The following is a 26,789-nucleotide window of genomic DNA, read 5'->3' as shown; positions in this document are numbered from 1 at the left end:
TGCCAACGTCGATGTAGTTGAGGATCTTCTCGTACTGATCGTTGGAGACCTGGGCTCCCATCATGACGCTCGGATCCAGCGGATCACCCATCTTGATGGCCTCCACGCGCCGAATACAGCGGGCGATGAAGTCGTCGTAGATGCTCTCCTGAATCAGGGCGCGGGAGGGGCAGGTGCAGACCTCACCCTGGTTGAGCGCGAACATGACGAAGCCCTCGACGCATTTGTCGAGAAAAGCGTCGTCCTGGGCGGTCACGCTCGAGCTCGGCGGCAAGTCGCCGAACGTGTTCTTCGAGAGCGTGATGGCCGAGGACGACGCGTTCTTCGACAAGTGCCTCGAAGGGGCGGCGATGTTCGCGCTCAACCAGGGTGAGGTCTGCACCTGCCCGAGCCGCATCCTCGTCCAGGAGTCGATCGCCGACGCGTTCACCGAGCGGCTCGTGGCCCGCGTGCAGAACATCAAGATGGGCCACCCGCTCGACGACTCGGTGATGGTCGGCGCCCAGGCCTCGAACGACCAGTACGAGAAGATCCAGCGCTACTTCAACGTCGGGCGCGAAGAGGGGGCCGAGGTCCTCGTCGGCGGCGGCGTCTACACCGGACAGCCGACGATGAGCGTCGCCGAAGAAGGCGGCACCGCTACGGCGACAGCGACCGGCGGCAACGGCGCGTCCGGCAACGGCGCTTCGGGCGACGGCTTCGCGGGCGTTCCGGACGGCGGCTTCTACATCCAGCCGACGGTCTTCAAGGGGACGAACGACATGCGCGTCTTCCAGGAGGAGATCTTCGGCCCGGTGACCAGCCTGACGACGTTCAAGGACGAGGCCGAGGCCATCGAGATCGCCAACGACACGCTCTACGGCCTCGGCGCGGGCGTGTGGACGCGCGACGCGCACGAGCTCTACCGCGTGCCGCGCGCGATCAAGGCGGGCCGCGTGTGGGTCAACTGCTACCACCTCTACCCGGCCCACGCCGCCTTCGGCGGGTACAAGAAGTCCGGGATCGGGCGCGAGACCCACAAGATGATGCTCGCGCACTACCAGCAGACGAAGAACATGCTGATCTCGTACGACAAGAACGCGATGGGCTTCTTTTAGAGGATAGAAAAGGGAGGATAGAGGATGGTCAGCGCGGCATCGACTAGAGCAGTCGGTCCGCTGCCCCACCCTCTATTCTCCATCCCTCTCTTCTCCATCCTCCAGCCATCATGCCGACTCCCCGCGTCCTCGTCACCGACGAAGCCAAGGCCATCATCGACCAGCTCCGCGAGGAGCACGGCCCGCTGATGTTCCACCAGTCCGGCGGCTGCTGCGACGGCTCCCAGCCGATGTGCTACGCCGAGGGCGACTTCCGCCTCGGCCGCTCGGACGTCAAGCTCGGGGCCATCCACGGCTGCCCGTTCTACATGGCCCGCGACCAGTTCGAGTACTGGCAGCACACCCAGCTCACGGTCGACGTGCGGCCGGGGCGCGGCTCCAGCTTCTCGCTCGAAATCCCCCTCGGCCTCCGCTTCCTGATCGACTCCCGCCTCTACACCGAAGCTGAAGAGGCCGACCTCGTGCCCGTCGAAGCAGTCGAGGCGTAGACCAAAGAGAAGGGGCTGCGCCGAACGAGTCGGCGCGGCCCCTTCGGTGGCTCACGAAGCGCGGGCGTTTAGAACGCCGCCACGCCGACGGTCGTCTCGGGCAGGCCGTCCACGGCGGCGCCGGAGACGCTCACCAGGCTCCCGTCCGGCTCGATGTCGTAGACGCTGATCCGGTTGGTCCCGGCCGAGTGGACGAAGAGGTAGTTCAGCGCGATGTCCATGTCGAGCGGCATGCTCCCCTCGCCTGTGCGGACCGTGATGCCGTCGTCGTTGAGGCGGACGAGTTCGCCGCCCGGGCGGACGAAGAAGCCGGTCACCGAGCCGCTGCCAGTGTTGGTCGCATAGGCAAATGGGCCGAAGGTCTCGATCCAGCATGCGGCCGTCTCGTTGGTGCGCTCGGAGGCCGTGATCGAGACCGGCGCGCCGCCCTCGGTGAAGAGGTAGGACGACGCGGCCGAGGCATCGGCGGCCCCCTCGAACGCCTCGGAGACGATCAGGCGGTTGCGGAAGTCGAAGTCGAACCCGAAGGTCGTCAGGCCATTCGCGGGGTAGACCTGGCGCGCGCCCGCGGCACCGTTCACATCGACCGGGTAGGTCGTGATGGTGTTGGTCGGCTTGTCGGTGATGACGAGGTACGAGCCGTCGGGGCTGAAGTCGATCTGCGACGGGCTGCCTGCGCCGGGGTTGAGCGGCTGCGTCGAGCCGGCGATGGCCGCGAGCGAGCCGTCTTCGCCGATGCGGAAGCCCTTGACGTTGCCTGGTTCACCGGAGCGCCCAGCGTTGATGACGTAGACGAGCCGCTCGTAGACCGTGATGCTGATCGGCCGCGGACCGCCCGAGGCGATGTTGCCGACGAAGTCGAGCGTGCGCTGCCCCGGGTTGATGCGGAAGGCCGAGATCTCGTCCGAGCCGCCATTGACGGCGTAGACGTAGCGGTTGCCGAGGGCGAGGGCAATCGGGTTGGAGGTCCCGTTGAGGCCGTCGCCGCTGCCGGCACCGCCGGTCGGGAAGGTGCCGGCGAGCGAGAGGCGGCCCTGGCGGTCGCGGAGGTAGCCGTAGAGCACGTTGCCGTCGGCGGCGTCGGACATCGTGAAGACGGCCCCTTGCGGGGCCATGCCGCGGGCTTCGAGTTCGGCGTCGGAGAACTCGCCCTTCGACAGACGCTCGGTAGTCTCGGCGTCGAGGAGGGAGTAGTCGACCTGAACCGCGTCGGCGGCGGGGGTGCCGCCCGCGCTGGCGGCGGGGGCGTCGGAGACGGAGTCGCAGCCGCTGGCGACGACGAAGAGCGTCGCGACGGCGAGGAGGGTGAAGCGTTGGATGGTAGGCATGGGGTGACCTCGTTGGTCTTGGGTTGGGTGTGCGAGCGGGGCCGAGTGCCCCTCGCAGTCAGGTACCCCGTCTCGCCCGCCGGCCGGCTCACCGCCATCCGACTTTTTTATCCTGCGTCCTTGCTCCGCGAGGGCGACAAAGGAAAGGGGCTGCGCCTGATGCTCGGCACAGCCCCTCTCCTTCACCGTCTGCGCGATAGGCGTCAGTCGGCGCGCTCGAAACCGGCGGCGAGGTCGTCGTGGATGGCCCGGCCGTCGAAGGTGAGGCCCGCTAGGTCGAACTCGAAGTCGAGCGACGCCGCGAGGCGCCGGACGGCGGCCGCGCCGGAGACGGACACGAGGGCGGTGAGGAGGTGGGCGAGCGGAGCGTTGGAGAGCGCGAACGAGCGGATCATGGTCGTGGGGGGCTGGCTGCGTGAATGGGTGCTGTCTCTCTTGACCCTGTCTGCCCCACCGGCCGGCTCACCCGACCCGATATTTTTCCGCAAGTATGGTAGCACAGATCATAGAATCGTGACGGACAGCGGCTCCGTCGCTGGCTATATTCAAGCTCGCTGCCTGAGCTTGACCCAGCCGCGCATGGCCGACGTCACCCAACTGCTTCGCGAGGTCCGGCAGGGCGAGGACCGCGCCGCCGACGCCCTCTTCGCGCTCGTCTACGACGAGCTCTCGGCGCTCGCCAAGCGGCAGCGCGCTCGCTGGAATGGCAACGACACGCTCAACACGACGGCGCTCGTCCACGAGGCCTACCTCAAGCTCGCCGGCGGCGCGCTCGACGTGGACGGCCGGGCGCACTTCTTCGCGCTCGCCTCGAAGGCGATGCGGCAGGTGCTGAGCAACTACGCCCGCGACCGCCGACGCCAGAAGCGCGGCGGCGCGCAGCCCCACGTTGCCCTGGACGACGCCACTGCCCTCGCCGACCCCGTCGCGTTCACCGACGACGTGGCCGACACGTTCGTCGCGCTCGACGAAGCCCTCGCCCGGCTCGAAGCGCTCAGCCCGCGCCAGAGCCGCGTCGTCGAGTGCCGGTTCTACGGGCAACTCTCGGTGCCGGAGACGGCGACGGCGCTCGGCCTCTCGCCCGCAACGGTCAAGCGGGACTGGGCCGCGGCGCAGGCCTGGCTCCACCGCGAACTCCGACGCCCTCCGGTGTGAGCGATGGCCACCACGCCTGAGGACCGTTGGGAACGCGTAAGCACCCTCTTCGCCGACGCGCTCGACCGCCCGGCCGCCGAGCGCACGGCCTGGCTCGACGCCGCCTGCGACGACCCTGCGGTGCGCGCCGAGGTCAAAGACCTGCTCGCGGCGCAGCCCGAGGCTGAGTCGGGCTTCGAGGCGCTCGGAGCCGCCGCCGGCCAGGCTCTCGCCGCCTTCGACACGCTTGGCGTGGGGCCGCCGCGGACTCCACCGCCGGGACCCGGAGAGACAGTCGGGCACTACCGCATCGAGGCGGCGCTCGGCGCGGGCGGGATGGGAAGCGTCTGGCGCGCCTTCGACAGGCGCCTGGAGCGGCCCGTCGCACTCAAGTTCCTCCACGCCGACCTCGACGACGCGGCACGCGCACGCCTCCTGCGGGAAGCCCGCGCCGCAGCGGCGCTCGACCACCCCCACGTCTGCACCGTCCACGGCGTCGAGGAAGTCGACGGGCGGACGTTTCTCGTGATGGCCTGCTACGAGGGCGAGACGCTCCGGGTACGGCTCGCGCGCGGCCCGCTCGGCCGAGACGAGGCCCTGGCTGTCGCCGCCGACGTTGCCGACGCGCTCGAGGCCGCCCACGCCGCTGGCGTCGTCCACCGCGACCTCAAGCCGGGCAACGTGATGCTGACGCGGGCGGGCGTGCGCGTGCTCGACTTCGGGATCGCCCACCTTGCCCGCGCCGAGCGCCTCACCCGGACCGGGGCCGCACTCGGCACGGTCGGCTACATGGCCCCCGAGCAGGTCCGCGGCGAGGCGGTCGGGCCGGCGGCGGACCTGTGGGCGCTCGGGGTGCTCCTCGTGGAGATGCGGACCGGCGCGCGGCCGTTCCAGCGTGACACCGAAGCATCGGTGCTCTACGCCGTGCTGGAGTCCGAGCCGGACGGCCTCGGCCGGCTCGACCCGGACGAGCGTTCTCTCGTCCGGCGTTTGCTGGCGAAGCGGCCTGAGGACCGTCCCGCGTCGGCGGGGGACGTGCGCGACGCGCTGCGGGCAGGCGGTATCGGGGTAAAGCTGGCACCGCCCCAGCAGCACGTTACTCGTCGGTGGGCCGTCTGGCTCACGGGCATCGCTCTCCTGGCTCTCGGCGCGTGGCTCGCGTGGCCTGCCGCCCGCCCGCCGGCGGCAACGCAGCCGATGACGCTCGCGGTCCTCCCGTTCGAGGTCCGGGGCGGCGACGCGCTCGGCTACCTCCGCGAGGGCCTCGTCGACCTCCTCGCCACGCAGCTTGACGGCGTGGCCGGTATCCGCGTCGTCGATCCCAACGCCCTCCTCAGTCAGGCGCGCAGCGACGGGCCGCTCTCGCTCGACGAGGCGCGCGCGCTCGCGGCCGGCTTCGCCTCGGAGCAGTTCGTCCTCGGCCGGGTGATGGACACCGGCGGTGGCCTCCGTCTCCATGCGTCGCTCTACGAGACCGGCGGCGCGGAGGCCGCCCGCGCCCAGGCCAGCGCAGCCTCGCCGGAGGACCTGCTGCCCGCGCTCGACGCCCTCGCGCAGCAACTCGTCGCCGCTCAACTTGGCGACCCGGACGAGCAGCTCGCCGGCCTCGCCGCGCTCACGACGACCTCGTTCCCGGCGCTCCGGGCCTACCTCGACGGCGAGCAGTTGCTCCGCGATGCCCGCTTTGCCGAGGCTGAGGTCGCGCTCTCACGGGCCGTCGAGGCCGACAGCCTGTTCGCGCTCGCGTGGTACCGCCTCGCCCGTGCCGCCGGCTGGACCGGCAATGGCTATCTCAACCAACGGGCCGTCGCGCGTGCCCTCCGCCACGCCGAGGACCTCCCCGCTCGGACCCGCGACGTGCTCGCCGGCTACCACGCCTTTCGGACCGGCCGCCCGGCCGAGGCCGAGCGGCGCTACCGGTCGGTCTTGGCCCGCCACCCGGACGACGCCGAGACGTGGCTCCTGCTGACCGAGGTGCTGTTCCACTACAATCCCTACCGCGGGCGGCCCGTCGCCGAGGCACGCGAGCCCCTCACCCAGGCTCGGCGCTGGGCACCGGACAACCGCGAACTGCTCGTCCATTCGCTCGACTTCTCACTGCAGCGAGGCGACGCAGCAGCGCTCGACTCCTTCGCCACGGTCTATCTCACCGGGGGGCCCTCCCCTGCGATGGGCACGGCGTACGGCCTGATGCGCGACCTCGCAATCGGGGCCGTCGCGGCGTCGGCCGTGCCGGAGCGGCTCCGGAGCGCCGGGCTGGACGTGGCTGTTCTCCTGCTCACGCGCCTCGCACCGCTCGCAGGCGACGAGGTCCTAGCGCGCACGGCTGCCGAGGTCCTCGCCTCGTCGGACGACGCCGACGCCCGCGCGACGGGCTTGCTGCACCTCGCCTCATTTGATGCTGCCGCCGGGCGATGGGCCGAGAGCGAGCGACACTTCGCCGACGCTCAAGTGCTCGATCCCGACCAGGCGCTTACGTGGCGCACGCTTGTTGCGGCACTCCCCAACAGTTCGGTCCCGGACCGCGCCCTCCCCGGCCTCCGCGCAGGCCTCGAAGCGTGGACACCGGCAGCCGTCGCCTACGGCGGCGAGGGCGACGCCGTGCGGCGCTACCTTCTCGGCCTGCTCGACGTTCGGCTCGGGCAGCCTGACCGGGCGCGTGGTGCGGCCCGCTCGCTTGAGACCGACGACACGGTGCTAGCCCGCGCCCTGGCCGCCTCGCTCCGCGCCCGCGCCGAGTTCGCCGCCGACCCCGAAGCGGCCCTCGCCCGGATCGACGCCGTGCGGCTGAGCGTGCCGTTCCCGCTACGCGAGGTCTCGCCGGTCTACGGTCAGGTGCTCGACCGGGCTGTGTGCGCCGAAGCGCTCCGGCTGCTCGGCCGCACCGCCGCCGCTGAGCGCTGGCAGGCCTCGTTGCACGACGGCTACGAGCACGTCCCATTCGTCGCTCCGCAAACGAAATAAGGGCAAGCGACCCGCATCGCGCCGCTACGACCTCCTACCGCTGCTGCCTTCCGGCCCTGACGGAGTTCAGAGGGAGCTGGCCGTACGGGACTTGCCCTTATTCCGCCGACAGGCCCAGGTCCTGGGCGGTCGGCTGAAAACCAGTGGCGGCAATATACGGGGGGGCTGCCGGGGTCGGTTCCGCGTCACCGGAATTTCGTGATGCGCCAGGCGCGATGTGTGAAGTCGAGCGTGACGGTTAGATCTGGATTCACGCATCACGCTTCGCGCATCACAAGAGCCCCGCCGGGTCCACGTCCACATTGATCCGCACGCCCTTCGGCGGCGACCCGAACTGCTCGCTGACGGCCCGGACGAGGCGCGAGAGCGCGTAGGGCTGTCCCGGCTCGCTGGACTTGACAATCGTGTGGAACCGGAACTGCCGCTTGACGCGGCCGATGAATGCTGGCTCCGGCCCGAGCACCTCGATGCCCTTACCTGCCGCCTGCCGAAGCTGCCGCGTCCACCGCTCGGCCGTCTGCTGCACGACGCGCTCGTTCGGCCCCTTGAACTCGACCCCGACGAGTTTACCGTAGGGCGGGTAGCCGAACGCCTGGCGGTCGGGTAGCTCGGTGCGGAGGAAGCCGTCGACGTCGTGCCGGGCGGCGTGCTGGAGGGCAGGATTGTCCGGGCTGCGCGTCTGGAGAATGACCTCGCCACGCAGCGCCCCGCGCCCGGCCCGGCCCGCGACCTGCATCAGAAGCTGGAACGTCCGCTCCGACGCCCGGAAGTCGGGCAGGAGCAACCCGGTGTCGGCGTCGACCACGCCGACGAGCGTGACGCGGGCGAAGTCGAGCCCCTTCGCCACCATCTGCGTCCCGATCAGGATGTCGGCCTCGCCGCGCCCGAAGGCGTCGAGGATTTTTTGGTGGGCGTTCTTCCGGCTCGTCGTGTCGAGGTCCATCCGCAGCACGCGCGCCTCGGGGAAAACGGCGGCGAGCTCTTCCTCGACCCGCTGCGTGCCGGCCCCGAGCCGGACGAGGTTCGCCGATCCACACTGTGGACAGCGTGTGGGCATCGGCTCGACGAGGCCGCAGTAGTGGCAGCGGAGGTGGCGGTGGCTCTTGTGGAAGGTGAGCGTCACGGCGCAGTCGCGGCACTCGGGCGTCCACCCGCAGTCGTCGCAGGTGACGATAGGCGAGTAGCCGCGCCGGTTCTGGAGCAGGATGATGCCCTCGCCCCGGCCGAGCCGGTCGCGGATGGCTTCGCGGAGCGGATGCGAGAGCGCACCCTTGAGGCGGCGGACCTTCTTCTCCCACGTCAGGTCGACGATCTTGACCGGTGGAAGCTCGGCCGCCTTTCGTCCCGGCACCGGCACGCGGTCGGGCATCGTCAGGAGGTCGTACTTCCCGAGCCTCGCGTTGAGCGTGCTCTCCAGGCTCGGCGTCGCGCTGCCGAGGACGCAGACGGCCCCTTCGAGGTGGGCACGCATCACGGCCACGTCGCGGGCGTGGTAGCGCGGGGCCGGGTCGAACTGCTTGTAGCTCCCCTCATGCTCCTCGTCGACGACGATCAGGCCGAGGTTCCGCAGCGGCGCGAAGACCGCCGAGCGCGGGCCGATGGCGACCTCGAACCGGCCACTGCAGAGGTGGCGCCACGCGTCGTAGCGCTCGCCCGCGCTCATGCGGCTGTGGAGGACCGCCACGCGGTCGCCAAAGTGCGCGCGGAAGCGGCGGACGGTCTGCGGCGTCAGCGCAATCTCGGGGACGAGCACGATCCCGGTCCGCCCGGCCTCGAGCGCCTGCCGGAGCGCCTGGATGTAGACCTCGGTCTTGCCGCTCCCGGTGATGCCGTGGAGCAGGAACGTCTTGGTCTCCCCCGCTGCCACCGACGCGCCGACCTGGAACAGGGCCTCGACCTGCCCGGCGTTGAGGTCGTGGACCGGCGGTGGCTCGGGGACCGCGTCGAACGGCGTGCGGACCGCCTCTTTCTCGACGCGCTCGACGAGGCCCTTCTCGACGAGGCTCTTGACCGTCGTGCTCGATGCACCCGTCTCGGCGAGCACGTCGGCCTGCCGGGGTTCGGTCTCGCCGCCCTCGGCCCGCAGCCGGAGCAGCGTCTCGATGACCGCCCGCTGCTTCGCGCCGCGCAGCGCGGCCACGGCGTCGGCCTCGACGTGCTCGGCGAGGCGGAGGTGCCACTCGGTCTTGACGGACGCCTCGGCCCCGACCTCGGCTTCGACCCGGATCAGCTCGTCCCGTTCGAGCCGACGGAGCAGACTCGCCGTGACGCCGTCGACGCCGTGCTGCACCGTGCTGACGGGCTGCGGTCCGTCGGCCTCCAGCATCGCCAGGACGCGCCCACCGACAGAGCCTGTCCTGAACGAAGCCGAAGGATCTAGCCCGAGTGACGGCCGGCCGGTCCGGTAGACGACGCGGCGGCTCTCGACCGTCGCGCCGGAGGGCAGCGCCGCCTTCAGCACCTCGCCCCAGGCACAGACGTAGTAGTCGGCGATCCACTGCGTCAGCCGCAGCAGCACCGGGGAGAACGACGGCACGTCGTCCAGCACGTCGCGGATCGGTTTCAGCTTCCGACTGCTGGTCCCGTCGTCTGTCCGCTCGGCGATGACGCCGGTGAGGGTCCGCGCTCCAAACGGGACCACGACACGCGCACCGGGGACGGCCTCAGCCTCCAGATCCGCCGGGACGAGGTACGTGTAGACCTTGTCGACGGGCGCAAGCGGAACGACTCGGGCGGCAGGCATAGGCAGAGCGGCGGCGGGCGAGCAATCTACGACGCGCCCTGACCGCCGGCACGCCTCCCCGCCGACACTCAGGAGACGGGAGACGCGACGCCGGAGACGGTCCCGGCCGAGGCAGCCCGCCGCTCAAAGCATGCGTCGAAGTGCTGGCCGAGGGCGGCGTTGAACGCGTCGGGGCGCTCTTCGTGAACCATGAGCCCGGCGTCTTCGACCACCACCAGCGACGCCTCGGTGCCGAACGTGTGGCGCATCGTGCGCGCGTCCCTTAGGGGGAAGAAGCGGTCGCGGCCTCCCCAGATCAGAAGCACGGGTGCCGTGATCTTCGCATGGGCTGGTCCCGCTAGGTCGAAGTCGCGGACGTGCACGTGGCGGAGGGTGCGGGCGGCACCGGCCCGAGCGCGGCGGTTGCGGGCCAGCCGCTGGAAGAACAGGTCGTCTAGCGGACCGTGCAGCACGTCGGTGTTGGATGGGGCCGTTGCCTGAAGCCCCTCTCGCCCGATCCGGCTGCCGAGGACCCAGCCCAGCAGCGGCTCGAAACCGGGAAGCTTTCCGGACCAGGAGAAGAGCCGGAGCAGCAGGCTGGGGTGGTACGGAATCTCGGTGTTGCCCAGCACCAGTCCGGCGAGCCGGTCGGTCATCGCAGCGGCGGCGATGCGTGCTACCGAGCCGCCCGAGTCGTGCCCGACGAACCCGACAGGGCGATCCCCGAGGTCCATCAGGTCCATCGCTCCGAGGAGGGCGCTGCTGAAGGCCGCGATCCCGACGGGGGTCTGATCGTCCCACTCGGAGAACCCAGCGAGTGGAAGATCGATCAGGTGACAGGTGTAGCGGCCCGAGAGTGCCGCCACAGCGTGCCGCCACCCCCGCGCATCGAACGGCCAGCCGTGGACGAAAACCAGGTCGGGTCCTTGCCCGACGCGCCAGTAAGGCAGACGAGCCCTGCCCGCGTCGAGCATGCGGAGGGGTGGACCGAAGGGGTGAGGCGTTCTGTGTTCCATGGGGCCGTGTCGTTGTGAAAGGGAAGCCGGTGCTCAAGATGGGCCTCGTTGGCAGGAGATGCAATTACCTGGTCAGGTAGTGGACGGACCCGCGGCGGCGTTCGTTTTTTGGGTGCGACCAGCTCTACCGATGATCGCTATGAAAAAGACAGAGAGCCAGCTCTTTGCCGCGCTGCTCAAGTACTGGCGCACGAAGCGCGGCCTGAGCCAACTCGACCTCGCCCTGACGGCCGACGTGTCCGCGCGGCACGTCAGCTTTCTCGAGACCGGACGGGCACGGCCGAGCCAGGACATGGTGCTGCTCCTGGCTGCTACGCTGGACCTGCCGCTCCGCGAGCGTAACACGATGCTCCGCGAGGCGGGCTTCGCTGAGGCGTTCGACACGCCACCCCTCGACGCCCTCGCCGACGAAGGCATCCGCCGAGCCATTACCACCATGATGCAGCTCCACGAGCCCTTCCCCCTGATGCTACTCGACAGGTGGTACGAAGTGCTCGACATGAACGCAGGAGCCAGGCGGCTGATCGAGTTGGTTCTGGGACCGATCACCTTGCCGGTCAACGCCTCCCTGTTACTCTTCGACGAGCTCAGGCCGTACGTCGTCGGGTGGGAGCAGGCGGCACGCGAGGTCACGGCCCGGCTGCACCGGGAGGCGCTGCACCAACCGCGCGACGAGCGGATGGCAGCGCTGCTAGAACGGGTACTCGCCATGCCCGACGTCCCGGAGGACTGGCAGCGACCCGACCTGTCGAGAGGGTCAGAGGGCGCGTTCGCGCTACGCCTCCGCGCCGGGGACCTGGACCTAGCGTTCGTGACTACGCTCATGGCGTTCAACGCGCCGCAGAACGTGACCCTCGACGAGCTTCGCATCGAGAGCTACTTCCCTCTCGACGACGCGACCGAGGTAGCGTGCCGTGCTCTAGCTAGCCAGGGGTAGCAGCGCGGCGGGCATAGGGCAGGCTTCGGCAAGCCCGGCAAACTACGATGCGTCGTCTGCGCCGCCGACCCGCACCTTCACCCCACCGTCTTCTTCTTCCGCGACTCGAATCTCTTCGGGAACGAACCGTCGGATCACGTCGATGTTGGTCCGGGCGTGCCGGGAGAGCGGCAGGGTGCAGAAGGCCCCTCCGCCCGCCAGCACGAAGGGCACCATCAGTTGGTCGGCGAGGTAGCGCCCGACGGGAACGCCCGACGCGAGGTAGGTCCGCACCTCCTCCACAGCGCTGCGCGCTACGGCCTCGGCCCGCACGCCGACGCGACCGAACCCAGCGAACACCTCCGTCGCCGCCTCGCTCTCGATCTCGACGAGCAGCACGTTGCCGGGGCACGCCGCCTCGACCTCTTCGGCCCGGAAGCAGTCTTCGTCCCAGTTCATCTTCTTCGCCACGGCGTTGAGTTCGCGCTTGGCGATGCGCTTCGACAGGTTGGCGACAATGGCGCGCGCCGACCGTGACCGGACTTCGCCGCGCTCGGTGAGGTCGATGGGGACCAGCCGCTCGGCCGGCTCAACGCGGACGTGGAAGCGTCCGCCGCCGGCCGGGTAGAACCCGTAACGGTCTAGCGAAGCTGCGACGCGCGGCCCCATGCGCTCGACGAGCGGGAGAAAGCTCTTCTGGAGGAAGTCGAACGGCGGTGCCCAGGGGTTGTGCGTCCCGCCTTCGAGTGTCAGCTCCGACGGCTCCGGCGCGGTGAGGAGCGCGGGCAGTATGGTCTGGAGGACGAGCGTCGCACTCCCTGCCGTCCCGACGGCGAAGTGGTACGTCCCAGGCCGGACCGCACGCGGCCGAAACGCCAGCGCCTGCGACCCGATCGCTGCACCCTCGACGCTCGCGCCGCCGATCTCGGCCGCTGCGCGGACAGCGGTGAGGTGCTGCCGCATCAGCCCCGGCTTTTCACGGCCGGCGCGGATGTGATCGATGCGAAAGGGCTGGCCCGTCACGAGGGAGAGCGCGAGCGATGTGCGGAGCACCTGCCCGCCGCCCTCGCCGTGCGAGCCGTCGATGTAGATCATGGATCGGGTAAAAAGTGGGGACACACTGTCCGGTGTGCCCCCGGTGGTTTAGGGTCTGAAAGTAGTCGTCACGCAGCGTTCCGTCGTACCGACCGCTGCGGAGACAGCATCGCTTGAAAGCGGCGGCCCGAGCCGCACGGACAGAGGTCGTTGCGACCGAGCTTCTCGGTCAGCACCTTTCCGTCGCCGACCGTGCGGACGCCACGCTTGACGTGCGTCTCGCTCGGGAAGCCGCGGCGGCGCTTGCTCATCGGCTCAAAAGGACGCTTCGTTGTTGAGGTGTTCGGGATCGTTGCGCATGGCGCTATCCTCCGTGTCTGTGCGGGGCAGCCCGCGAGACTGTCAGGCAGCCCCGCGGTACTGCTTCTCCGCGTCCTTGATGACGAACCGGGCGTCGAGCGATGCGACGGAGCGCGCCAGCCCGGCCTTCTCCACCGAGGCGATGACCTCGCCGAAGTCTTTGTAGGCGTCCGGCGACTCGTCGAGCGGGTAGCGCCGGCAGTTGGAGAGTACGTCTTCGCGCTCGAAGGCGGCGTCGACTTCGGCCTGGTCCAGCGTGCGCTTGGCGTGGCGCCGGCCCATCGTGCGGCCCGCGCCGTGGTTGACGCTGTAGAGGCTCTGCCGTGCGCCCGGCTCGGCCACCATCACCGCCGAGCCGGAGAGCGGGTCGCCGGGCAGCAGGATCGGGTGGCCGGTCTCGGCGAACGGCGTGTCCACGAGGCCGGGGTGCCCCGCGGGGAACGCACGCGTCGCGCCCTTGCGGTGGACCCACGCCTGCTCGCCGTCGATCTCTTCGAGCCGGGCGATGTTGTGGCTGATGAAGTACACGAGGTCGCCCTGCACGCCGGGGAGGACTTCCTGGAAAGCCTCCAGCACGAGCGCGTTGATGAGCAGGTGGTTGACCGTCGCGAAGTTCGCCCCGAGCGACATGTCGTCGATGTAAGCATTGGCGAGGGCCGTGCCGAGCGGGGCGTAGACGAGCTGCTTGTCGCCCGCCGGGTAGGCCCAGCCTTCGCGCTCGAAGTGCTGCTCCATCGCGCGGAACTGCCCCTGCGCGAGCTGATACCCGAACCCACGCGAGCCGCAGTGACTCAGGAACCCGACGTGCCGGTCGCGCAGCCCGAAGTGCTCCGCGAGGTCGGCCTCGCCGTCGGCGACGTGGACAATCTCGCACTCGCCGAAGTGGTTGCCGCCGCCGTACGACCCAAGCTGCCGCACCTTCGACTCGAATGCCTGGAAACCACCGCCCGAACGCAGCACGGCCAGTCGGTCCGCAAGCGCGTCCCGCGTCCCGTCGTGCCCGACGTGGACCGCGTCTTCGCAGCGCGTCGCCCAGTGCACGGGTATCCCGAGCGCTTCGAGCACGTCCTGCGACGCGCCTTCAGTCACAGCCTGCGCGCCGAGCGTGGCATCGACGGGTCGCCCCTTCGCCACCGAGCGCTGGCCCTTGCCGGGGCCGGTCGGCGTCCGCTCCAGGATCGCGTCGATCAGAGCGCGGCGCGTGCGCCGGTCCTCGACGCCATCGGCGGGGAGGTCGAGCTGGAGCAAGCTCATCGAGCACTTGATATCCACGCCGACCGGGCCGGGGTAGATGTGGGTCGGCGACGAGAGCGCGCAGCCGACCGGCGCGCCGTAGCCGAGGTGCGCGTCGGGGTTTAGCACGAGGTCGGTGACGCCGGGCGCAGAGCGCGTGTTCTGCGCCTGCGTCAGGCACACGTCGCCGAAGGTCTGCCGGATGGGGTCGGTGCCGATGACGGTGATCGGCGTGCCCTCGCCGCTGTGCGTGGAGAGGGTTGCGGTGGCTTTGCCGGTGGGCGTGAGGCGGGAGTCGATGGTAGTCATGATGACGAAAAGTATGGAGGGAGGCGGTGCGTGGAGCGCGCCCAGTCCGGGCGGGACGACGAGGTTGGGACGAAACATTATCCTCTGCTCTACCCGCTGAGCTACGGACGCCGAAGCATCCGGCCGGACTCGAACCGGCGACCTGAGGGTTAACATGTAGTTCCGTCGGCATTCGCCCCGCCCGGAGCGGGCGCGGCCTCCACAACAAAGGAGCGACGAGGCGTGGCGAGACGTTCACGGTGCCGGCAGGGCCGTACACCGTCCGATGTAGTCTCGCGGGCATTCGCTCCGGTCAAAGAACAAGGCGACGACAAGGGGTGGCACCACATCCCGCCGAGGCGGGCCGGGACTTGAACCCGAAGCCACGAGGGCCTACCGATGTAGTGGTGCCGGCATTCGTCACCGGGAATAGCAGCGGCGAGGAGTGGCAGGACATTCCCGGCTTCAAGCCGGTGCGTTCGAGGCATGTAGTCCTGCCGGCATCCGCTGCCGTGCGCGTGTCACGTCCCCCCGAGGGTGCGGCGGGCAAGAGGTGCCGAGACATACCCTCTGAGGGCATCGTTTTGAGCGATGTAGTCTCGGCGGCATCCCGCCGCACCCCGACAGGGGTTAGACCCAGAGGGTCTGTTAGCGCCTCTCACAAAACTCTTCGAGTCATTCCCGCGCAGGCGGGAATCCACAGGACAGGCAGCCCGGTGGGTCCCCGCCTTCGCGGGGACGACTGTACATGAGCTTCGCTGGACACTTTTTGAGGTTAACGGTTTCGGTTTCAGGTTGGCTTACAGTTCGACGCGCTCGATCTCGCCGACCCAGTGGCCGGGGTCGAGGCCGTGCTCGGCGAACCGGGCGATCACGTCGAAGACGCGGTCGGAGAAGCCGCCGACATTGAGGATATCCTCGCGGTCGGTGACCTGGCTCGTCCGGTACGGCTGGACGTCGAGGCAGACGAGGCGGGCGTGCGGGCAGCGCTGCTTGAGCGCGTTCCACTCGCGGAGCATCGCCGTGCCGCCGCCGCCCCACTGCGCGTCCACCCACGACTGGTTGTCGGAGACGAACAGCACGAGGTCGGCCTGGGCACGCTGCTTGTTCAGCCGGGCCAGCGGCGCGGAGCAGTTCGTCCCGCCGCCGCCCACTGACGCGAGCCGGGTAGCATTCGTCATGACGCTGTCGCGCGGGTTGAGCCGCACGTCAACGACGCGGTTCTCGAACGGCAGCACAGTCGCCGACGGGTTCGCCCGCAGCACGGCCGCCGCCACAAGCGAGGCAACGTCGACGCACCGGACGGCCGAGGTCGCGCCGCGCCGGTACCCGGTCGCGGGACTCGTCATCGAGCCGGACACGTCCGGGCAGACGACCACGCGGCCCTCGACCGCAGGCACGTTCTCGACGGCGACTTCCATCGCGTCCTGGAGCGCAGCCCGGACCGACCCCGGCACCGCCTCCGACGCCTGTGTGAAGGCGATCAGGAGCTGGTACGGGAAGACCCGTGCCCGCCGGATGGCCCGCCGGTCGCGTAGCCGCTCGGCGACGAGGTCCGTCATCCCCTCCACGCCGAACACGCCGTGGCGTGCGAACGTGTTGAGGTTCATCCGGGTCGTCTGCCACGTCGCACGCCGTGCGACCGCAGCCCACGCCTCGCGGTCGAGGTCGAGCGCGGTCAGCATCTGGAACGGCACGTCCGGCACCGGAGCCGACGGGTCGCGCTTGAACTGCTCGAAGGCGCGGACGACTTCGGGCAGGAGCGCGGCGTCGTGCGCGCGGCCGAGCAGGTAGCCGTAGAAGGCCGCCCGCTCCGGCGTCGCCGGCGTCGGGTGGACCATCCTCACGACGTCCGCCAGCGACGGCGACTGCCCGACCGAGGCGTAGAACAGCTGCGTCTCGGTGCGCGCGGCCAGCCAGTCCCGGACCATCCGCTTCGGCGCCGACCCGAGCGACTTCCGCCCGACGGCCCCGGACCGCATGATCTGCACGAACGTCCGCAGCATCCGGCCGTTGTCGATCACGCGCGGGAAGATCCGCTCCAGGAGACGAACGTCCGCCTGCGGCCGACCGGGGTCGGTGAGGGCTGCGCAGAGCAGCGCGGACACGTCCTTCATGAAGGCGTGCTCGCGGGCGTAGACCGCCGTCTGCGCGACGAAGGCTTCGTCGAGGTTGGCCGCCAGCTTCAGCACCGTGTCGAGCTGGCTCTCGGCCGACGCGTAGAACGTGGCGTTGAGGCAGCCCGTCGCAGCGAACTGCGCGAGCGCGTGCTTCGGCGAAAAGGCGTAGGCCGGGGTCCCTTCACGGTTGACCGCGTCGGTGGCCGGTGCACGCCGACCGCGGAGCGTGTTGAAGAGTGCGAGGTTGACCATGGCGGTTGGGGTCAGGTGATCGGAACGTGGACAGCCTCCCTATGCCAAGCCCCGTGCCAACTCCTCGCCGAACGACCGAACCGCCCCAAAATCGCCCTACGCGACGATTTCGAGTTCTTGAGGCTGCAGCGACTCCCAGTTTTTATAGATTTCAATACTGTAGTTTATATTTTGGTCTAGTCTAAGCTCTCATTTCTTTCTATGCCCCGAACCGTTGCCCTCGGTCTTCTCGGCGTCTCGCTCGACGGCAGCAACGGCACGCCCGCGCGCTGGGAGCGCTGGCGGCCGAGCGTCGCCCTCTGCCAGCACGACGACCTGCTCGTCGACCGCTTCGAGCTCCTCCACCAGCCCAAGTTCACCGACACGGCCGAGGCCGTCGCCGCCGACATCCGCACGGTCTCGCCGGAGACCGAAGTGCACCTCCACCCGCTCCCGATGACGGACGTGTGGGACTTCGAGGAGGTCTTCCGCACCCTCCACGATTTCGCCGTGGACTACACGTTCGACCCCGACGCAGAGGACTACCTCGTCCACATCACAACGGGCAGCCACGTCGCACAGATCAGCCTCTTCCTGCTCGTCGAGAGCCGCTTCCTCCCCGCACAGCTAATCCAGACCAGCCCGCCGCGCCGGAGCAACGCCAACCCCGCCGGCTCCTACCGCCTCATCGACCTCGACCTCTCGAAGTACGACCGCCTCGCCTCGCGCTTCGAACAGACCTTTTGGGAGGACCTGGACTTCCTCAAGTCCGGCATCCAGACCCGCAACGCAGCCTTCAACGCGCTCATCGAGCGCATAGAGCGGGTGGCGATCTACTCCCGCGACCCAATGCTGCTCACCGGCCCGACCGGCGCAGGCAAAAGCCAACTCGCCCGACGGATCTACGAACTGAAGCAGACCCGGCGGCAGGTCGAGGGCGCGTTCGTCGAGGTGAACTGCGCGACGCTCCGGGGTGACCAAGCGATGGCGGCGCTCTTCGGGCACACGAAGGGGGCCTTCACCGGCGCGGACCGGGCTCGGCCTGGTCTCCTTCGCACCGCCGACGGCGGCGTGCTCTTCCTCGACGAGATCGGCGAACTCGGCCTCGACGAGCAGGCGATGCTGCTGCGGGCGCTCGAAGAGAAACGCTTCCTCCCCGTCGGGGCCGACGGCGAGGCGGAGAGCGACTTCCAACTCATCGCCGGGACCAACCGGACGCTCACCGACGCCGTCCGGGCGGGTGACTTCCGCGAAGACCTCCTCGCCCGGATCAACCTCTGGACCTTCCGCCTCCCAAGCCTCCGCGAGCGCCCCGAAGACATCGAGCCGAACCTCGACTACGAACTCTCGAAGGCCGCGCACCGGCTGAACCAGATGGTTCAGTTCTCGACCGAGGCGCGGACGCAGTTCCTAGCGTTCGCCACCTCGGCCGAGGCGCGCTGGAGCGCCAACTTCCGCGACCTCAACGCCGCCGTCACGCGGATGGCCACGCTCGCTCCCGGCGGGCGTATCACCGAGGATGTGGTCAGCGACGAGGTCGGACGGCTCCGTGCCGCGTGGGCCGAGCCGCAGAGCGCCGCCGAGCACGATGCCGAGCGCCTGCACCGCCTCCTCGGCGACCGAGCGGACAACCTCGACCTCTTCGACCGGGTCCAGCTTGCCGAGGTGAGCCGGGTGTGCCAGCAGGCCCCGTCGCTGTCGGAAGCCGGCCGCCGCCTCTTCGCCGAGTCGCGCAAGCGGAAGAAGACGAGCAACGACGCCGACCGCCTCCGCAAGTACCTCGGCCGGTTCGGCCTTAGCTGGAGCGATGTCCAGGCCTAGAGTATCAGGCCTAGAGTATGACGCGCCGGGGCAGCCGGACGACGGTCAGCCAGAACGCTTCAATCGCACGGACGACGCCCATCAGTTCGTCGAGGTCGGCGGGCTTGGTGATGTAGCAGTTGGCGTGGCGCTCGTACGCCCCGTCGATGTCTTCGCGGGCCGAGGACGAAGTGAAGATGACGACGGGAATCAGCCGCAGGCTGGCGTCGGCCTTCATCTCTTCGAGCACCTCGTGGCCGCTCTTCCTCGGCATGTTGAGGTCGAGCAGCACGAGGTCCGGGGCCGGAACGTCGTCCCGCTGCATGAGCGCGAGCGCTTCCTCGCCGTCTCCCGCCACGGACACGTTCAGCGGAAGCGTCGTCTCGCGGAGCGCCTCTTTGGCGAGTTCTACGTCGCCGGGGTTGTCTTCGACGATCAGTACGTTAATCGGGGTGCCAGTCGCCACGTAGGTACGGGGGAGAAGAAAGAGAAGTGCCGAACGGGGCGTCGGGAGAAGTGGACACCGCGCACCGCGCTTTGCCTGCGTCCCGCCTCGGCGGAGAGTTACGGTATATGTTTTAATACTGTGCTGCGCTCAGACGGTTCTCGTCACCGCTTGTTTAAATGCCGCGACGCTCTCCGCAATCGACCCCTCGCCCCGGAAGATGGCGCTCGCCGCGACGAGCACGTCCGCCCCGGCCTCGGTGAGCGCACGGGCGTTGGCGGGTTTCACGCCGCCGTCGACCTCGATGAGCGCCCCCGCCCCGAGCGTGTCGACGAGGCCGCGGATCCGGCTCACCTTCCGCACCGAGGATGCGATAAAGGCCTGCCCCGAGAAGCCCGGGTTGACCGACATCACGAGGACGAGGTCGAGGTCCGGCAGCAGTTCTTCGAGCAGGTAGGGCGGCGTCGCCGGGTTGAGCGCGACGCCCGCCTTCGCGCCGGTTTCCTTGATCTGCTGTACGACGCGGTGGAGGTGCGGCGTCGCCTCCTGGTGAACCGTGATGACCGACGCCCCGGCCTCGGCGAAGGCCTCGACGTAGCGCTCCGGCTCGGCGATCATGAGGTGCACGTCGAGGAGGGTGCCGGTCTCCTCGGCGAGGGCGCGGAGGCCGCGCATCACCGGCACGCCGAGCGAGATGTTCGGGACGAAGTGCCCGTCCATCACGTCGATGTGCAGCCACGCGCACCCGGCCTCGACGGCGGCCCGAGCGTCGCGTTCGAGGTGTCCAAAATCAGCGGAGAGGATGGACGCGGAGAGGATCATGCGCCCTGCCGCTCGCAGTCCACGTACGTGTCCTCAGCGCCGAGGTCGAGCGATGCCCGGGTGCCGCGCAGGCTGAGCCGGTAGACGGCGTCGTCGCTCAGGTATGTCCCGCCGTCCTCACTTTCGAGCGTGACGCTCTGGTCATCGAGCGTAACGACCGCCGTGCGCCCATCGTCCGACCGCGACACGAAGAAGGTCTCGTCGCCCGCGCAGTCATACCGGACGCGCGCCGCGAGTCCCGGCTTGAACCCGTCGGGGACGAGAGGCGCGTCGGGGTCGTCGATTTCCTCGTCGAGGACGGGGTCGTAGGTCTGGTCGTCGGGGGACTGGCACGCGCCGAGGCCCAGGGCAAGCCCGGCGAGCATGAGAATGAAGCTACGCATAGCGTTACCGTTCCAGGAGTGCGCGGGCGGCTTCCGCGACGGCATCTGCCGTGAGGCCGAGGTGCTCGTAGATCTCCTCGTAGGGAGCCGAGGCCCCGAAGCGGTTCAGCCCGATCACCGTCCCGTCGAGGCCGACCCACTCGTGCCAGCCCATGGGGTTGGCGGCTTCCACCGCGACGCGGGCGCGGACGCTCGGCGGGAGCACAGCGTCGCGGTATTCCTGGTCCTGCTCGCGGAAGACCTCCCAGCACGGCATCGAGACGACGCGGGCCGCGATGCCGTTGGCACCCAGCTTGTCTCTGGCTTCGAGGGCGAGATGCACCTCGGAGCCGGTGGCCAGGAGGAGCACGTCGGGCGTGCCGTCGGCGTCCGCGAGGACGTAGGCCCCGCGCCGCGTGCCCTCGGCGGAGCCGTAGGTGGAGCGGTCGAGCGTCGGGACACCCTGGCGGGTGAAGGCGAAGGCGGTCGGCCCGGCGGTCCGCTCGAGGGCGAGCCGCCACGCCTCGGCGGTCTCGTTGGCGTCGGCGGGCCGGACGAGGTGCAGGTTCGGGACCGAGCGTAGGGCCGCGAGGTGCTCGATGGGCTGGTGCGTCGGCCCGTCCTCGCCAAGCCCGACCGAGTCGTGGGTGTAGACCCAGAGGACCGGCGTGTGCATCAGCGCCGAGAGCCGGACGGCGGCCTTCATGTAGTCGGAGAAGACGAGGAACGTCCCGCCGAAGCCGCGCAGGCCGCCGTGAATCGTCAGGCCGTTGAGGATGGCACCCATCCCGTGCTCGCGCACGCCGAAGCGGAGGTAGCGGCCCTCCGGGTGCGCGCGCGAGAAATTCTGCGCGTCCGAGGTCTTGGTCTTGTTCGACGGCGTGAGGTCGGCCGAGCCGCCCATGAGCGCCGGGAGGTCGTCGAAGATGGCTTCGAGGACCTTACCGCTCGCGGCGCGCGTCGCCATGCCCTTCGCGTCGGCCTCGAACGTGGGCAGCGCGTCGGCCCACCCCTCCGGCGGTGCAGCGCTGTGCATGGCGTCCCACTTGGCGGCGAGGTCGGGGTTCGCCTCGCGCCACGCGTCGCGCCGGGTCTTCCATGCGCTGTGCGCCTCGGCGCGGTCGCAGGTTGCGCGGCCCATGTACTTCTTGGCCTCGTCCGGGACGTGGAACGCCGGCTCCAGCGGGATACCGAGGTTCTCTTTCGTCAGCCGGACTTCCTCGTCGCCGAAGGCGTCGGAGTGGGCGCCCGACGTACCGGCTTTGTTGGGGCTGCCGAAGCCAATCGTCGTTCGGACGTTGACGAGCGTCGGCCGGTCGAGGACGCCTTTCGCGGTGCGGAGCGCGTCGCGGACGGCGTCTTTGTCGTGCCCGTCCACGCCGCGGAGGACGTGCCAGCCGAGGGCCTCGTAGCGGGCGACGGGGTCTTCGCTGAAGGCGAGGTCGGTCGAGCCGTCGATCGTGACCTCGTTGTCGTCGTAGAGCACGATCAGCTTGCCGAGGCCGAGGTGCCCAGCGAGCGAGCACGCCTCGTTCGAGACGCCCTCCATCAGGTCGCCGTCGGAGGCGATGACCCAAGTCCAGTGGTCGACGACCGCGTGGTCGTCGGTGTTGAAGACGGCGGCGAGGTGCTTCTCGGCAATCGCCATCCCGACGGCCGTTGCGATGCCCTGCCCGAGCGGGCCGGTCGTGGTCTCGATGCCGGGCGCGAGTTCGACCTCGGGGTGCCCGGCGGTGCGGCTCCCCCACTGCCGGAAGCGCTTGAGCTGGTCCATCGTCATGTCCTCGTAGCCCGCGAGGTGGAGCAGGCTGTAGAGCAGCATCGACCCGTGACCGCCGGAGAGGACGAACCGGTCGCGGTCCGCCCACGCCGGGTCGGCGGGGTCGTGGCGGAGGAACTCGGTCCACAGGACCGTCGCCGCGTCGGCCATGCCCATCGGCAGGCCGGGGTGGCCGGAGTCCGCCTTCTCGACCGCGTCGAGCGTCAGCCCGCGAATCGTGTTGGCGACGAGGGTTTGCAGGTGTTTGACTTCTTCGGGCGAGGAGGTGACGGCGGGGTCGGCCATGACGCGCGGCGGTGGGGTGAGAGAGGGGACGGAGGAAGTTAACGCGTCAGCGTCGTCTGGCCTATGGATAGTTCACGGCTCGCAGCTCGTCAGCATGGACCTTCAATTCCCGCCGCGTGAGCCTGTGGCCCAGGTTTACCAGCACGACTTGGACGCCCTCTCGACGCGCAAATTTCATGGCGGGAACGAAGTCGCTGTCGGCCGTAACTAAGATTAGTTTGTCCACAATCCGTTTGCTCGAAAGCCACGCGACATCGAGGCCGATCTTCATGTCGACGATCTTCTGTTTGATGTCGGGCTGGAAGTCAGCAGCTCTCACGGCCCGACCTGTTGCAATTAGGTCTTGTGCAGCCTGGCGCTTGACGCGCCATCCATCGAAAGAAAGCTCTCCTGCTCGATAGGCGATGTTGTCGGTCACCTCCAGGTCTCGGATCAGCCTGTCCATCGCCCTGTACGTGTTGGTGGCGGAGAAGTCCGTGGGGTTGCCTGTCAGCGGATGAGTTTCAGTTCCGCTGTACGGCTGGCAATGGTAGCAGTAAATCCTGAACAGCTCTTCGTCTGCCGGCCTCACACACCTCTGAGCGAAGTCGCGCACTTCTTGCGCGCTCGGCATGCGTCCGAGTCTACGGCGCAGCTTATGGAGGACGAAACCCAAGTCTAGAAGAACGGCGGTTCTTTTCATATCAGCAAAAAAGAAGACCCCCCCCCGATACCCGAGGGATACGGAGAGGGGTCAGCGCTTAGGTGCCGGCCTACCGGCGTTCGGATTATTGCTGCTTAGTATGCCAAGCACCACACAATGGTTTCAACCAGAAGTCTACTTCCGGCTTTCGGAGAGCACCACTTACATCAGCCTTACCCGCCGAAGAACGTGTGCCAGACGGCGACGAGGCCCGCGATCACCACGATGTTGGCGATCGCGATCGGGAGCAGGTACTGCCAGCCGATCTGCATGAGCTGGTTGTACTTGAAGCGCGGCAGCGTCCACCGGACCCAGATGAACACGAACGCCATCGCCGCCGACTTCACCGTGAACGCGCCGACCTGGAGGACGGTCAGGATGACGCCCTCGAGGCCGAGCAGCTCCTGGAACGGCACGAGGTAGCCGCCGAGGAAGAGCATCGTGATAACCATGCTCGCAATGAACATGTTGACGTACTCCGCGAGGAAGAACATCCCGAACTTCATCCCCGAGTACTCGGTGTGGTAGCCGCCGACGAGTTCCTGCTCAGCCTCGGGGAGGTCGAAGGGCGCGCGGTTGGTCTCGGCGAAGGCGGAGATCGTGAAGATGACGAACCCGACGGGGTTGCGGAAGATGTTCCAGCCGATGAGGCTCCCGCCGTGGTTCTGGCTCTCGATGATGTCGGTCAGGTTGAGCGAGGCGCTCATCAGCACGACCGAGATCACCGCCGCGCCCATCGCCAGTTCGTACGAGATCATCTGCGCCGAGCTTCGGAGGCCACCGAGGAGGGCGTACTTCGAGTTCGACGCCCAGCCGGCGAGCGTCACGCCGTAGACCGAGAGCGAGGTCATCGCGAGGATCACGAGAATGCCCATCCCGACGTCGGCGATCACGAGCCCTTCAGCGAACGGAATCACGCTCGCCGTCGTCATCGCGATCACCACCATCAGTGTCGGCGCGAAGCTGTGGAGGAACGCGTTCGCCGCCGTCGGGACGATATCCTCTTTGAGGATGAGCTTGACCACGTCCGCAAACGGGGTCAGGATGCCCGCCGGGCCGACGCGGTTGGGGCCGCTCCGCTCCTGGATGAACGCCGCCACCTTGCGCTCGGCGTAGACGAGCGCCGACGCCGAGAGGAGCAGGACGTTGAGGACGCCGAAGATGATAAGCGGGAGGCCGACGACCTCCCAAATCGCGGCGATCGTAGCTGCCATACGAAGCGCGGGGGATGGACGAGAGGGTAGGGGCGGGTCTCGTGCCCGCCCGGATCAGGGCACAGGCGTGCTGCGCCCGTACGACGGTCTCAGAAGTTACACGGCCTCGCCGACATCTTCAAGCGGAACGCCGGTGAAGCCCATCGCCTTGTGGGTTGCCCCAGCGAAGGCATCGGTCTGGGCGAGCTCGTCCATGACCGAGGCCGGGCCGGTGTAGCGCATCTTGCGGCCGAGGCGCTCGGCGATCTCGGGGAGGGCCGTCCAGCCGGGCTGGCAGTTGACCTTGTTGCTCTCGTCGTGCCAGCGGTCGAACGGCGTGCCCTGCCGGTCGAGGCGGCTCATGCCGGTCTCCATCATCAGCGCCCGGTTGGCGCTGCGGATGGCCTTGGCGGGCCGCAGCCGCTGCGCCCGCCCGTCCTCGTTGACGAACGTCCCAATCGTCTCGACCGCCATCGCCGCCGGGAGCGCGACGTTCGCCATCGGGAGCGTCTCGTTCGTCGTGTGGTGGTGGTGGAGGATGACCTGGACGCCGTCGAGGTCGTCCTCGTCCAGCAGGCCCGCGCCGACCGGGTCGTCCTGGAGGACGTAGAGCAGCTTGACTTCGCCCGTGGCGAGGCGCGAGCGGAGCAGGCTCGCGTCGATCTGTGGCATCCCGAGGCGCTCGCAGCCCTGCGCGTTCGGCGCGCGGTCGTCGCTCACGAGCCAGCCGTCCCCCGTGCCGGGCTCGACGTGGGGGATGTACTGCGGGGTGGGCGCGCCGAGGTGCTCGGCGAGCTTCTGGAGCAGGTAGTTGTCCTCGACTGTCGCGAAGGCCGAGCCGAGGAAACACATCTCGCTGCCGTCGTACTGCTTGAGGAGGTAGGCCGCCGCGTCGTAGGCCTGCCGCCAGTCCGCCGCGCCGAAGCCGCCGTCGCGGTAGAGCAGGCGAGGGCCATCTGGGCGGTTCTCGTTGAAGGTGCTGTAGATCAGCCGCGCCGCATCGGGCATCCAGTACTCGTTCACGTCGAGGTTCTGGCGCGGGGTGATGCGGAGGACCTCATTGTCCTTGACCCAGTAGTCGACGTTGATGCCCTTCGAGCCGAAGGTCGAGATGCCGGGCGTCTTGGACATCTCCCAGACGCGGGCGCGGAACCGGAAGTAGTCCTCGGTCAGCGCGCCGACCGGGCACACGTCGCAGACGTTCATCGAGTACGGGTCGTCGAACTCGATACCGGGCGCGGTGATGGGGTAGTTCTTGTCGCCGCGGTTGTGGATCGAGAGCTGGTAGCTCTCCGAGATCTCGCTCGTGAAGCGCGTGCAGCGGGTGCAGTTGATGCAGCGCTCGGCGTCGAGGACGACGTTGGGTCCGAGCTGGATGCGCTTGGGCTTGTGGACCTTCTGGAACTCGAAGCGCGAGCCCTCGGGGCCGAACTTGTAGGCCTGGTTCTGGAGCGGGCACTGGCCGGCCTGGTCGCAGATCGGGCAGTCGAGCGGGTGGTTGATGAGGAGGAGTTCGAGGTTGTCGACCTGCCCCTCCTCGACCACGTCGTCCGAGCGCTGGGTCTGGACCACCATCCCGTCCGAGATCGCGATCGCGCAGCTCGGCTGGAGCTTCGGCATGAAGTTGATGACCGGCGAGCCGTCCTCGTTCGTCTGAAGCTCGCCCGTCGCCCGGTCGCGCGCCGGGGTCCCGATCTTGACGAGGCACTGCCGGCAGTTGGCCGGGACGCTCATCGCCGGGTGGTAGCAGAAGTGCGGAATCTCCACCCCGATGTCCGAGCAGAACTGGAGGAGCGTCTCCCCCTGCTCGAACTCGTAGGACCGGTTGTCAATCGTGACCGTAGGCATCGTCCGATTTTGGAGTTGCGATTTTGGATTTCAGATCGGCCGTTACGACTGAACGGTGGAGGCCGCCTCGGGCGTGCGGAGGAGCGCACCGCGTGCGATGAGCGCCACGGTCGGCTCCGGCTCGGTGATGGCGTCGATCTCGGCTTGGGGGCGGCCCTGGTCTTCGGCGAGGTGGCGGAGCATGTCCACGCTCATCGTGTCTACGCGGACGGTGCCCTCGACGACGGCGTCGCTCGCCGCCGGGAGGTCGGGCGGGAAGGTAAAGACGTACTGCCCGTTCTCGTCGCGCGGGACCATGACGCGGACCGGCGTGTCGGTCGGGTTGTCGAGCGACAGCCAGCAACCTTTCATGCGGCAGACTTGCGTGACCGAGCCCTCGACGCGGACGGTGGTGCCGTCGTACGCCAGCGGATCGGCGGTGAGGGTGGCGGGCGCGAGGGCGACTAGGTCGCTGCCTGCCGCCACGTCCGCGCCGTAGTTCACGAACCTATCGTTCAGCCCGAGTTCCTCGGAGGGAGCCTGGACGACGACGTCGGCCTCGCGGACCTCGCCGTCGCGGGTGCAGCCGGCGAGGAGCAGAGCGAGGGCGAGGAGAGAGAAGAGCGCTTTCATCGTGGTTGCCGATAGGTGTGGGGGCGCA

Annotated in this window: 21 protein-coding genes, 1 other RNA gene and 2 pseudogenes; 6 read left to right on the top strand and 18 right to left on the bottom strand. The window is 68.8% G+C overall.

What is annotated here, in order from left to right; translation table 11 throughout:
- Positions 1–256, bottom strand: a pseudogene (locus tag AAGI91_11390) (aldehyde dehydrogenase family protein).
- Here AAGI91_11390 and AAGI91_11385 point away from each other — a divergent pair.
- Positions 252–1,097: pseudogene (locus AAGI91_11385) on the top strand (aldehyde dehydrogenase family protein). The pseudogenes AAGI91_11390 and AAGI91_11385 overlap by 5 nt on opposite strands.
- A 110-nt stretch (positions 1,098–1,207) precedes the next feature.
- On the top strand, positions 1,208–1,585 hold the full coding sequence (locus AAGI91_11380) for a DUF779 domain-containing protein (GenBank protein ID MEM1043219.1): 378 nt from the start codon (positions 1,208–1,210) through the stop codon (positions 1,583–1,585).
- A 68-nt stretch (positions 1,586–1,653) separates the two neighbouring features.
- Here AAGI91_11380 and AAGI91_11375 read toward each other — a convergent pair whose 3' ends face one another.
- Together AAGI91_11375 and AAGI91_11370 are read right to left on the bottom strand one after the other, a co-directional pair.
- The gene (locus AAGI91_11375) at positions 1,654–2,913 is read right to left on the bottom strand and encodes a beta-propeller fold lactonase family protein (GenBank protein ID MEM1043218.1); all 1,260 of its coding nucleotides are present in this window, start codon (positions 2,911–2,913) and stop codon (positions 1,654–1,656) included.
- 203 nt (positions 2,914–3,116) lie between these two features.
- On the bottom strand, positions 3,117–3,308 hold the full coding sequence (locus AAGI91_11370) for a hypothetical protein (protein ID MEM1043217.1): 192 nt from the start codon (positions 3,306–3,308) through the stop codon (positions 3,117–3,119).
- Positions 3,309–3,492: 184 nt separating this feature from the next.
- Between AAGI91_11370 and AAGI91_11365 the strand changes: the two genes are divergently transcribed.
- Both AAGI91_11365 and AAGI91_11360 read left to right on the top strand, forming a co-directional pair.
- Positions 3,493–4,068, top strand: coding sequence for an ECF-type sigma factor (locus AAGI91_11365; GenBank protein ID MEM1043216.1), 576 nt, complete (start codon positions 3,493–3,495; stop codon positions 4,066–4,068).
- A gap of 3 nt (positions 4,069–4,071) precedes the next feature.
- Positions 4,072–7,011: a protein kinase gene (locus AAGI91_11360; protein MEM1043215.1), complete on the top strand. Its 2,940-nt coding sequence runs from the start codon at positions 4,072–4,074 to the stop codon at positions 7,009–7,011.
- Here the strand turns inward: AAGI91_11360 and ffs are convergent.
- The 3 genes from ffs to AAGI91_11345 form a co-directional block, all read right to left on the bottom strand.
- Positions 7,009–7,108, bottom strand: an RNA gene (ffs, locus tag AAGI91_11355) — signal recognition particle sRNA small type. The two genes, AAGI91_11360 and ffs, sit on opposite strands and share 3 nt — an antisense overlap.
- A 174-nt stretch (positions 7,109–7,282) precedes the next feature.
- A complete protein-coding gene (gene priA / locus AAGI91_11350) occupies positions 7,283–9,754 on the bottom strand; it encodes a primosomal protein N' (GenBank protein MEM1043214.1) in 2,472 nt (823 codons plus the stop codon).
- A 68-nt stretch (positions 9,755–9,822) separates the two neighbouring features.
- Positions 9,823–10,749, bottom strand: coding sequence for an alpha/beta hydrolase (locus AAGI91_11345; protein MEM1043213.1), 927 nt, complete (start codon positions 10,747–10,749; stop codon positions 9,823–9,825).
- A 139-nt stretch (positions 10,750–10,888) separates the two neighbouring features.
- Here AAGI91_11345 and AAGI91_11340 point away from each other — a divergent pair, with 139 nt between their 5' ends.
- Entirely contained in the window at positions 10,889–11,686 is a 798-nt protein-coding gene (locus tag AAGI91_11340) for a helix-turn-helix transcriptional regulator (protein MEM1043212.1), read from the top strand.
- 42 nt (positions 11,687–11,728) lie between these two features.
- Here the strand turns inward: AAGI91_11340 and rtcA are convergent, their stop codons facing one another.
- From rtcA to AAGI91_11320, 4 genes are all read right to left on the bottom strand, one after another.
- Positions 11,729–12,760 (bottom strand): RNA 3'-terminal phosphate cyclase, encoded by a 1,032-nt coding sequence (rtcA, locus tag AAGI91_11335; protein ID MEM1043211.1) that lies wholly within the window; start codon positions 12,758–12,760, stop codon positions 11,729–11,731.
- A 68-nt stretch (positions 12,761–12,828) separates the two neighbouring features.
- Positions 12,829–13,011 (bottom strand): SEC-C metal-binding domain-containing protein, encoded by a 183-nt coding sequence (locus AAGI91_11330; GenBank protein MEM1043210.1) that lies wholly within the window; start codon positions 13,009–13,011, stop codon positions 12,829–12,831.
- A gap of 91 nt (positions 13,012–13,102) precedes the next feature.
- The gene (locus AAGI91_11325) at positions 13,103–14,602 is read right to left on the bottom strand and encodes an RtcB family protein (GenBank protein MEM1043209.1); all 1,500 of its coding nucleotides are present in this window, start codon (positions 14,600–14,602) and stop codon (positions 13,103–13,105) included.
- A gap of 779 nt (positions 14,603–15,381) precedes the next feature.
- Complete coding sequence (locus AAGI91_11320) at positions 15,382–16,953, bottom strand: RNA-binding protein (protein MEM1043208.1); 1,572 nt, start codon at positions 16,951–16,953, stop codon at positions 15,382–15,384.
- Between the two features lie 201 nt (positions 16,954–17,154).
- On the opposite strand from AAGI91_11320, the gene rtcR reads away from it, so the two are divergent.
- Positions 17,155–18,753: an RNA repair transcriptional activator RtcR gene (rtcR, locus tag AAGI91_11315; protein ID MEM1043207.1), complete on the top strand. Its 1,599-nt coding sequence runs from the start codon at positions 17,155–17,157 to the stop codon at positions 18,751–18,753.
- 10 nt (positions 18,754–18,763) lie between these two features.
- Here the strand turns inward: rtcR and AAGI91_11310 are convergent, their stop codons facing one another.
- The 8 genes from AAGI91_11310 to AAGI91_11275 form a co-directional block, all read right to left on the bottom strand.
- Positions 18,764–19,198, bottom strand: a complete 435-nt coding sequence (locus AAGI91_11310) for a response regulator (protein ID MEM1043206.1) — start codon at positions 19,196–19,198, stop codon at positions 18,764–18,766.
- 129 nt (positions 19,199–19,327) lie between these two features.
- On the bottom strand, positions 19,328–19,999 hold the full coding sequence (gene rpe / locus AAGI91_11305; protein MEM1043205.1) for a ribulose-phosphate 3-epimerase: 672 nt from the start codon (positions 19,997–19,999) through the stop codon (positions 19,328–19,330).
- On the bottom strand, positions 19,996–20,382 hold the full coding sequence (locus tag AAGI91_11300; GenBank protein MEM1043204.1) for a hypothetical protein: 387 nt from the start codon (positions 20,380–20,382) through the stop codon (positions 19,996–19,998). The genes rpe and AAGI91_11300 overlap by 4 nt, the downstream gene beginning before the upstream one ends.
- A gap of 4 nt (positions 20,383–20,386) precedes the next feature.
- Positions 20,387–22,426, bottom strand: a complete 2,040-nt coding sequence (tkt, locus tag AAGI91_11295; GenBank protein MEM1043203.1) for a transketolase — start codon at positions 22,424–22,426, stop codon at positions 20,387–20,389.
- A gap of 61 nt (positions 22,427–22,487) precedes the next feature.
- On the bottom strand, positions 22,488–23,021 hold the full coding sequence (locus AAGI91_11290) for an NYN domain-containing protein (GenBank protein MEM1043202.1): 534 nt from the start codon (positions 23,019–23,021) through the stop codon (positions 22,488–22,490).
- A 260-nt stretch (positions 23,022–23,281) separates the two neighbouring features.
- Positions 23,282–24,322 carry an NADH-quinone oxidoreductase subunit NuoH gene (gene nuoH / locus AAGI91_11285; GenBank protein MEM1043201.1) on the bottom strand — a complete coding sequence of 347 codons (1,041 nt, stop codon included), beginning with the start codon at positions 24,320–24,322 and terminating at the stop codon, positions 23,282–23,284.
- Between the two features lie 96 nt (positions 24,323–24,418).
- A complete protein-coding gene (locus AAGI91_11280) occupies positions 24,419–26,149 on the bottom strand; it encodes a molybdopterin-dependent oxidoreductase (protein ID MEM1043200.1) in 1,731 nt (576 codons plus the stop codon).
- Positions 26,150–26,191: 42 nt separating this feature from the next.
- Positions 26,192–26,761, bottom strand: coding sequence for a DUF4920 domain-containing protein (locus tag AAGI91_11275; GenBank protein ID MEM1043199.1), 570 nt, complete (start codon positions 26,759–26,761; stop codon positions 26,192–26,194).
- Positions 26,762–26,789: the final 28 nt, after the last annotated feature.

The sequence above is a fragment of the Bacteroidota bacterium genome, assembly GCA_038746285.1.
Taxonomy (GTDB): domain Bacteria; phylum Bacteroidota; class Rhodothermia; order Rhodothermales; family JANQRZ01; genus JANQRZ01.
The sequence above is the reverse complement of the archived record's forward strand: the minus strand, read 5'-3'. Positions and strand labels throughout refer to the sequence as shown.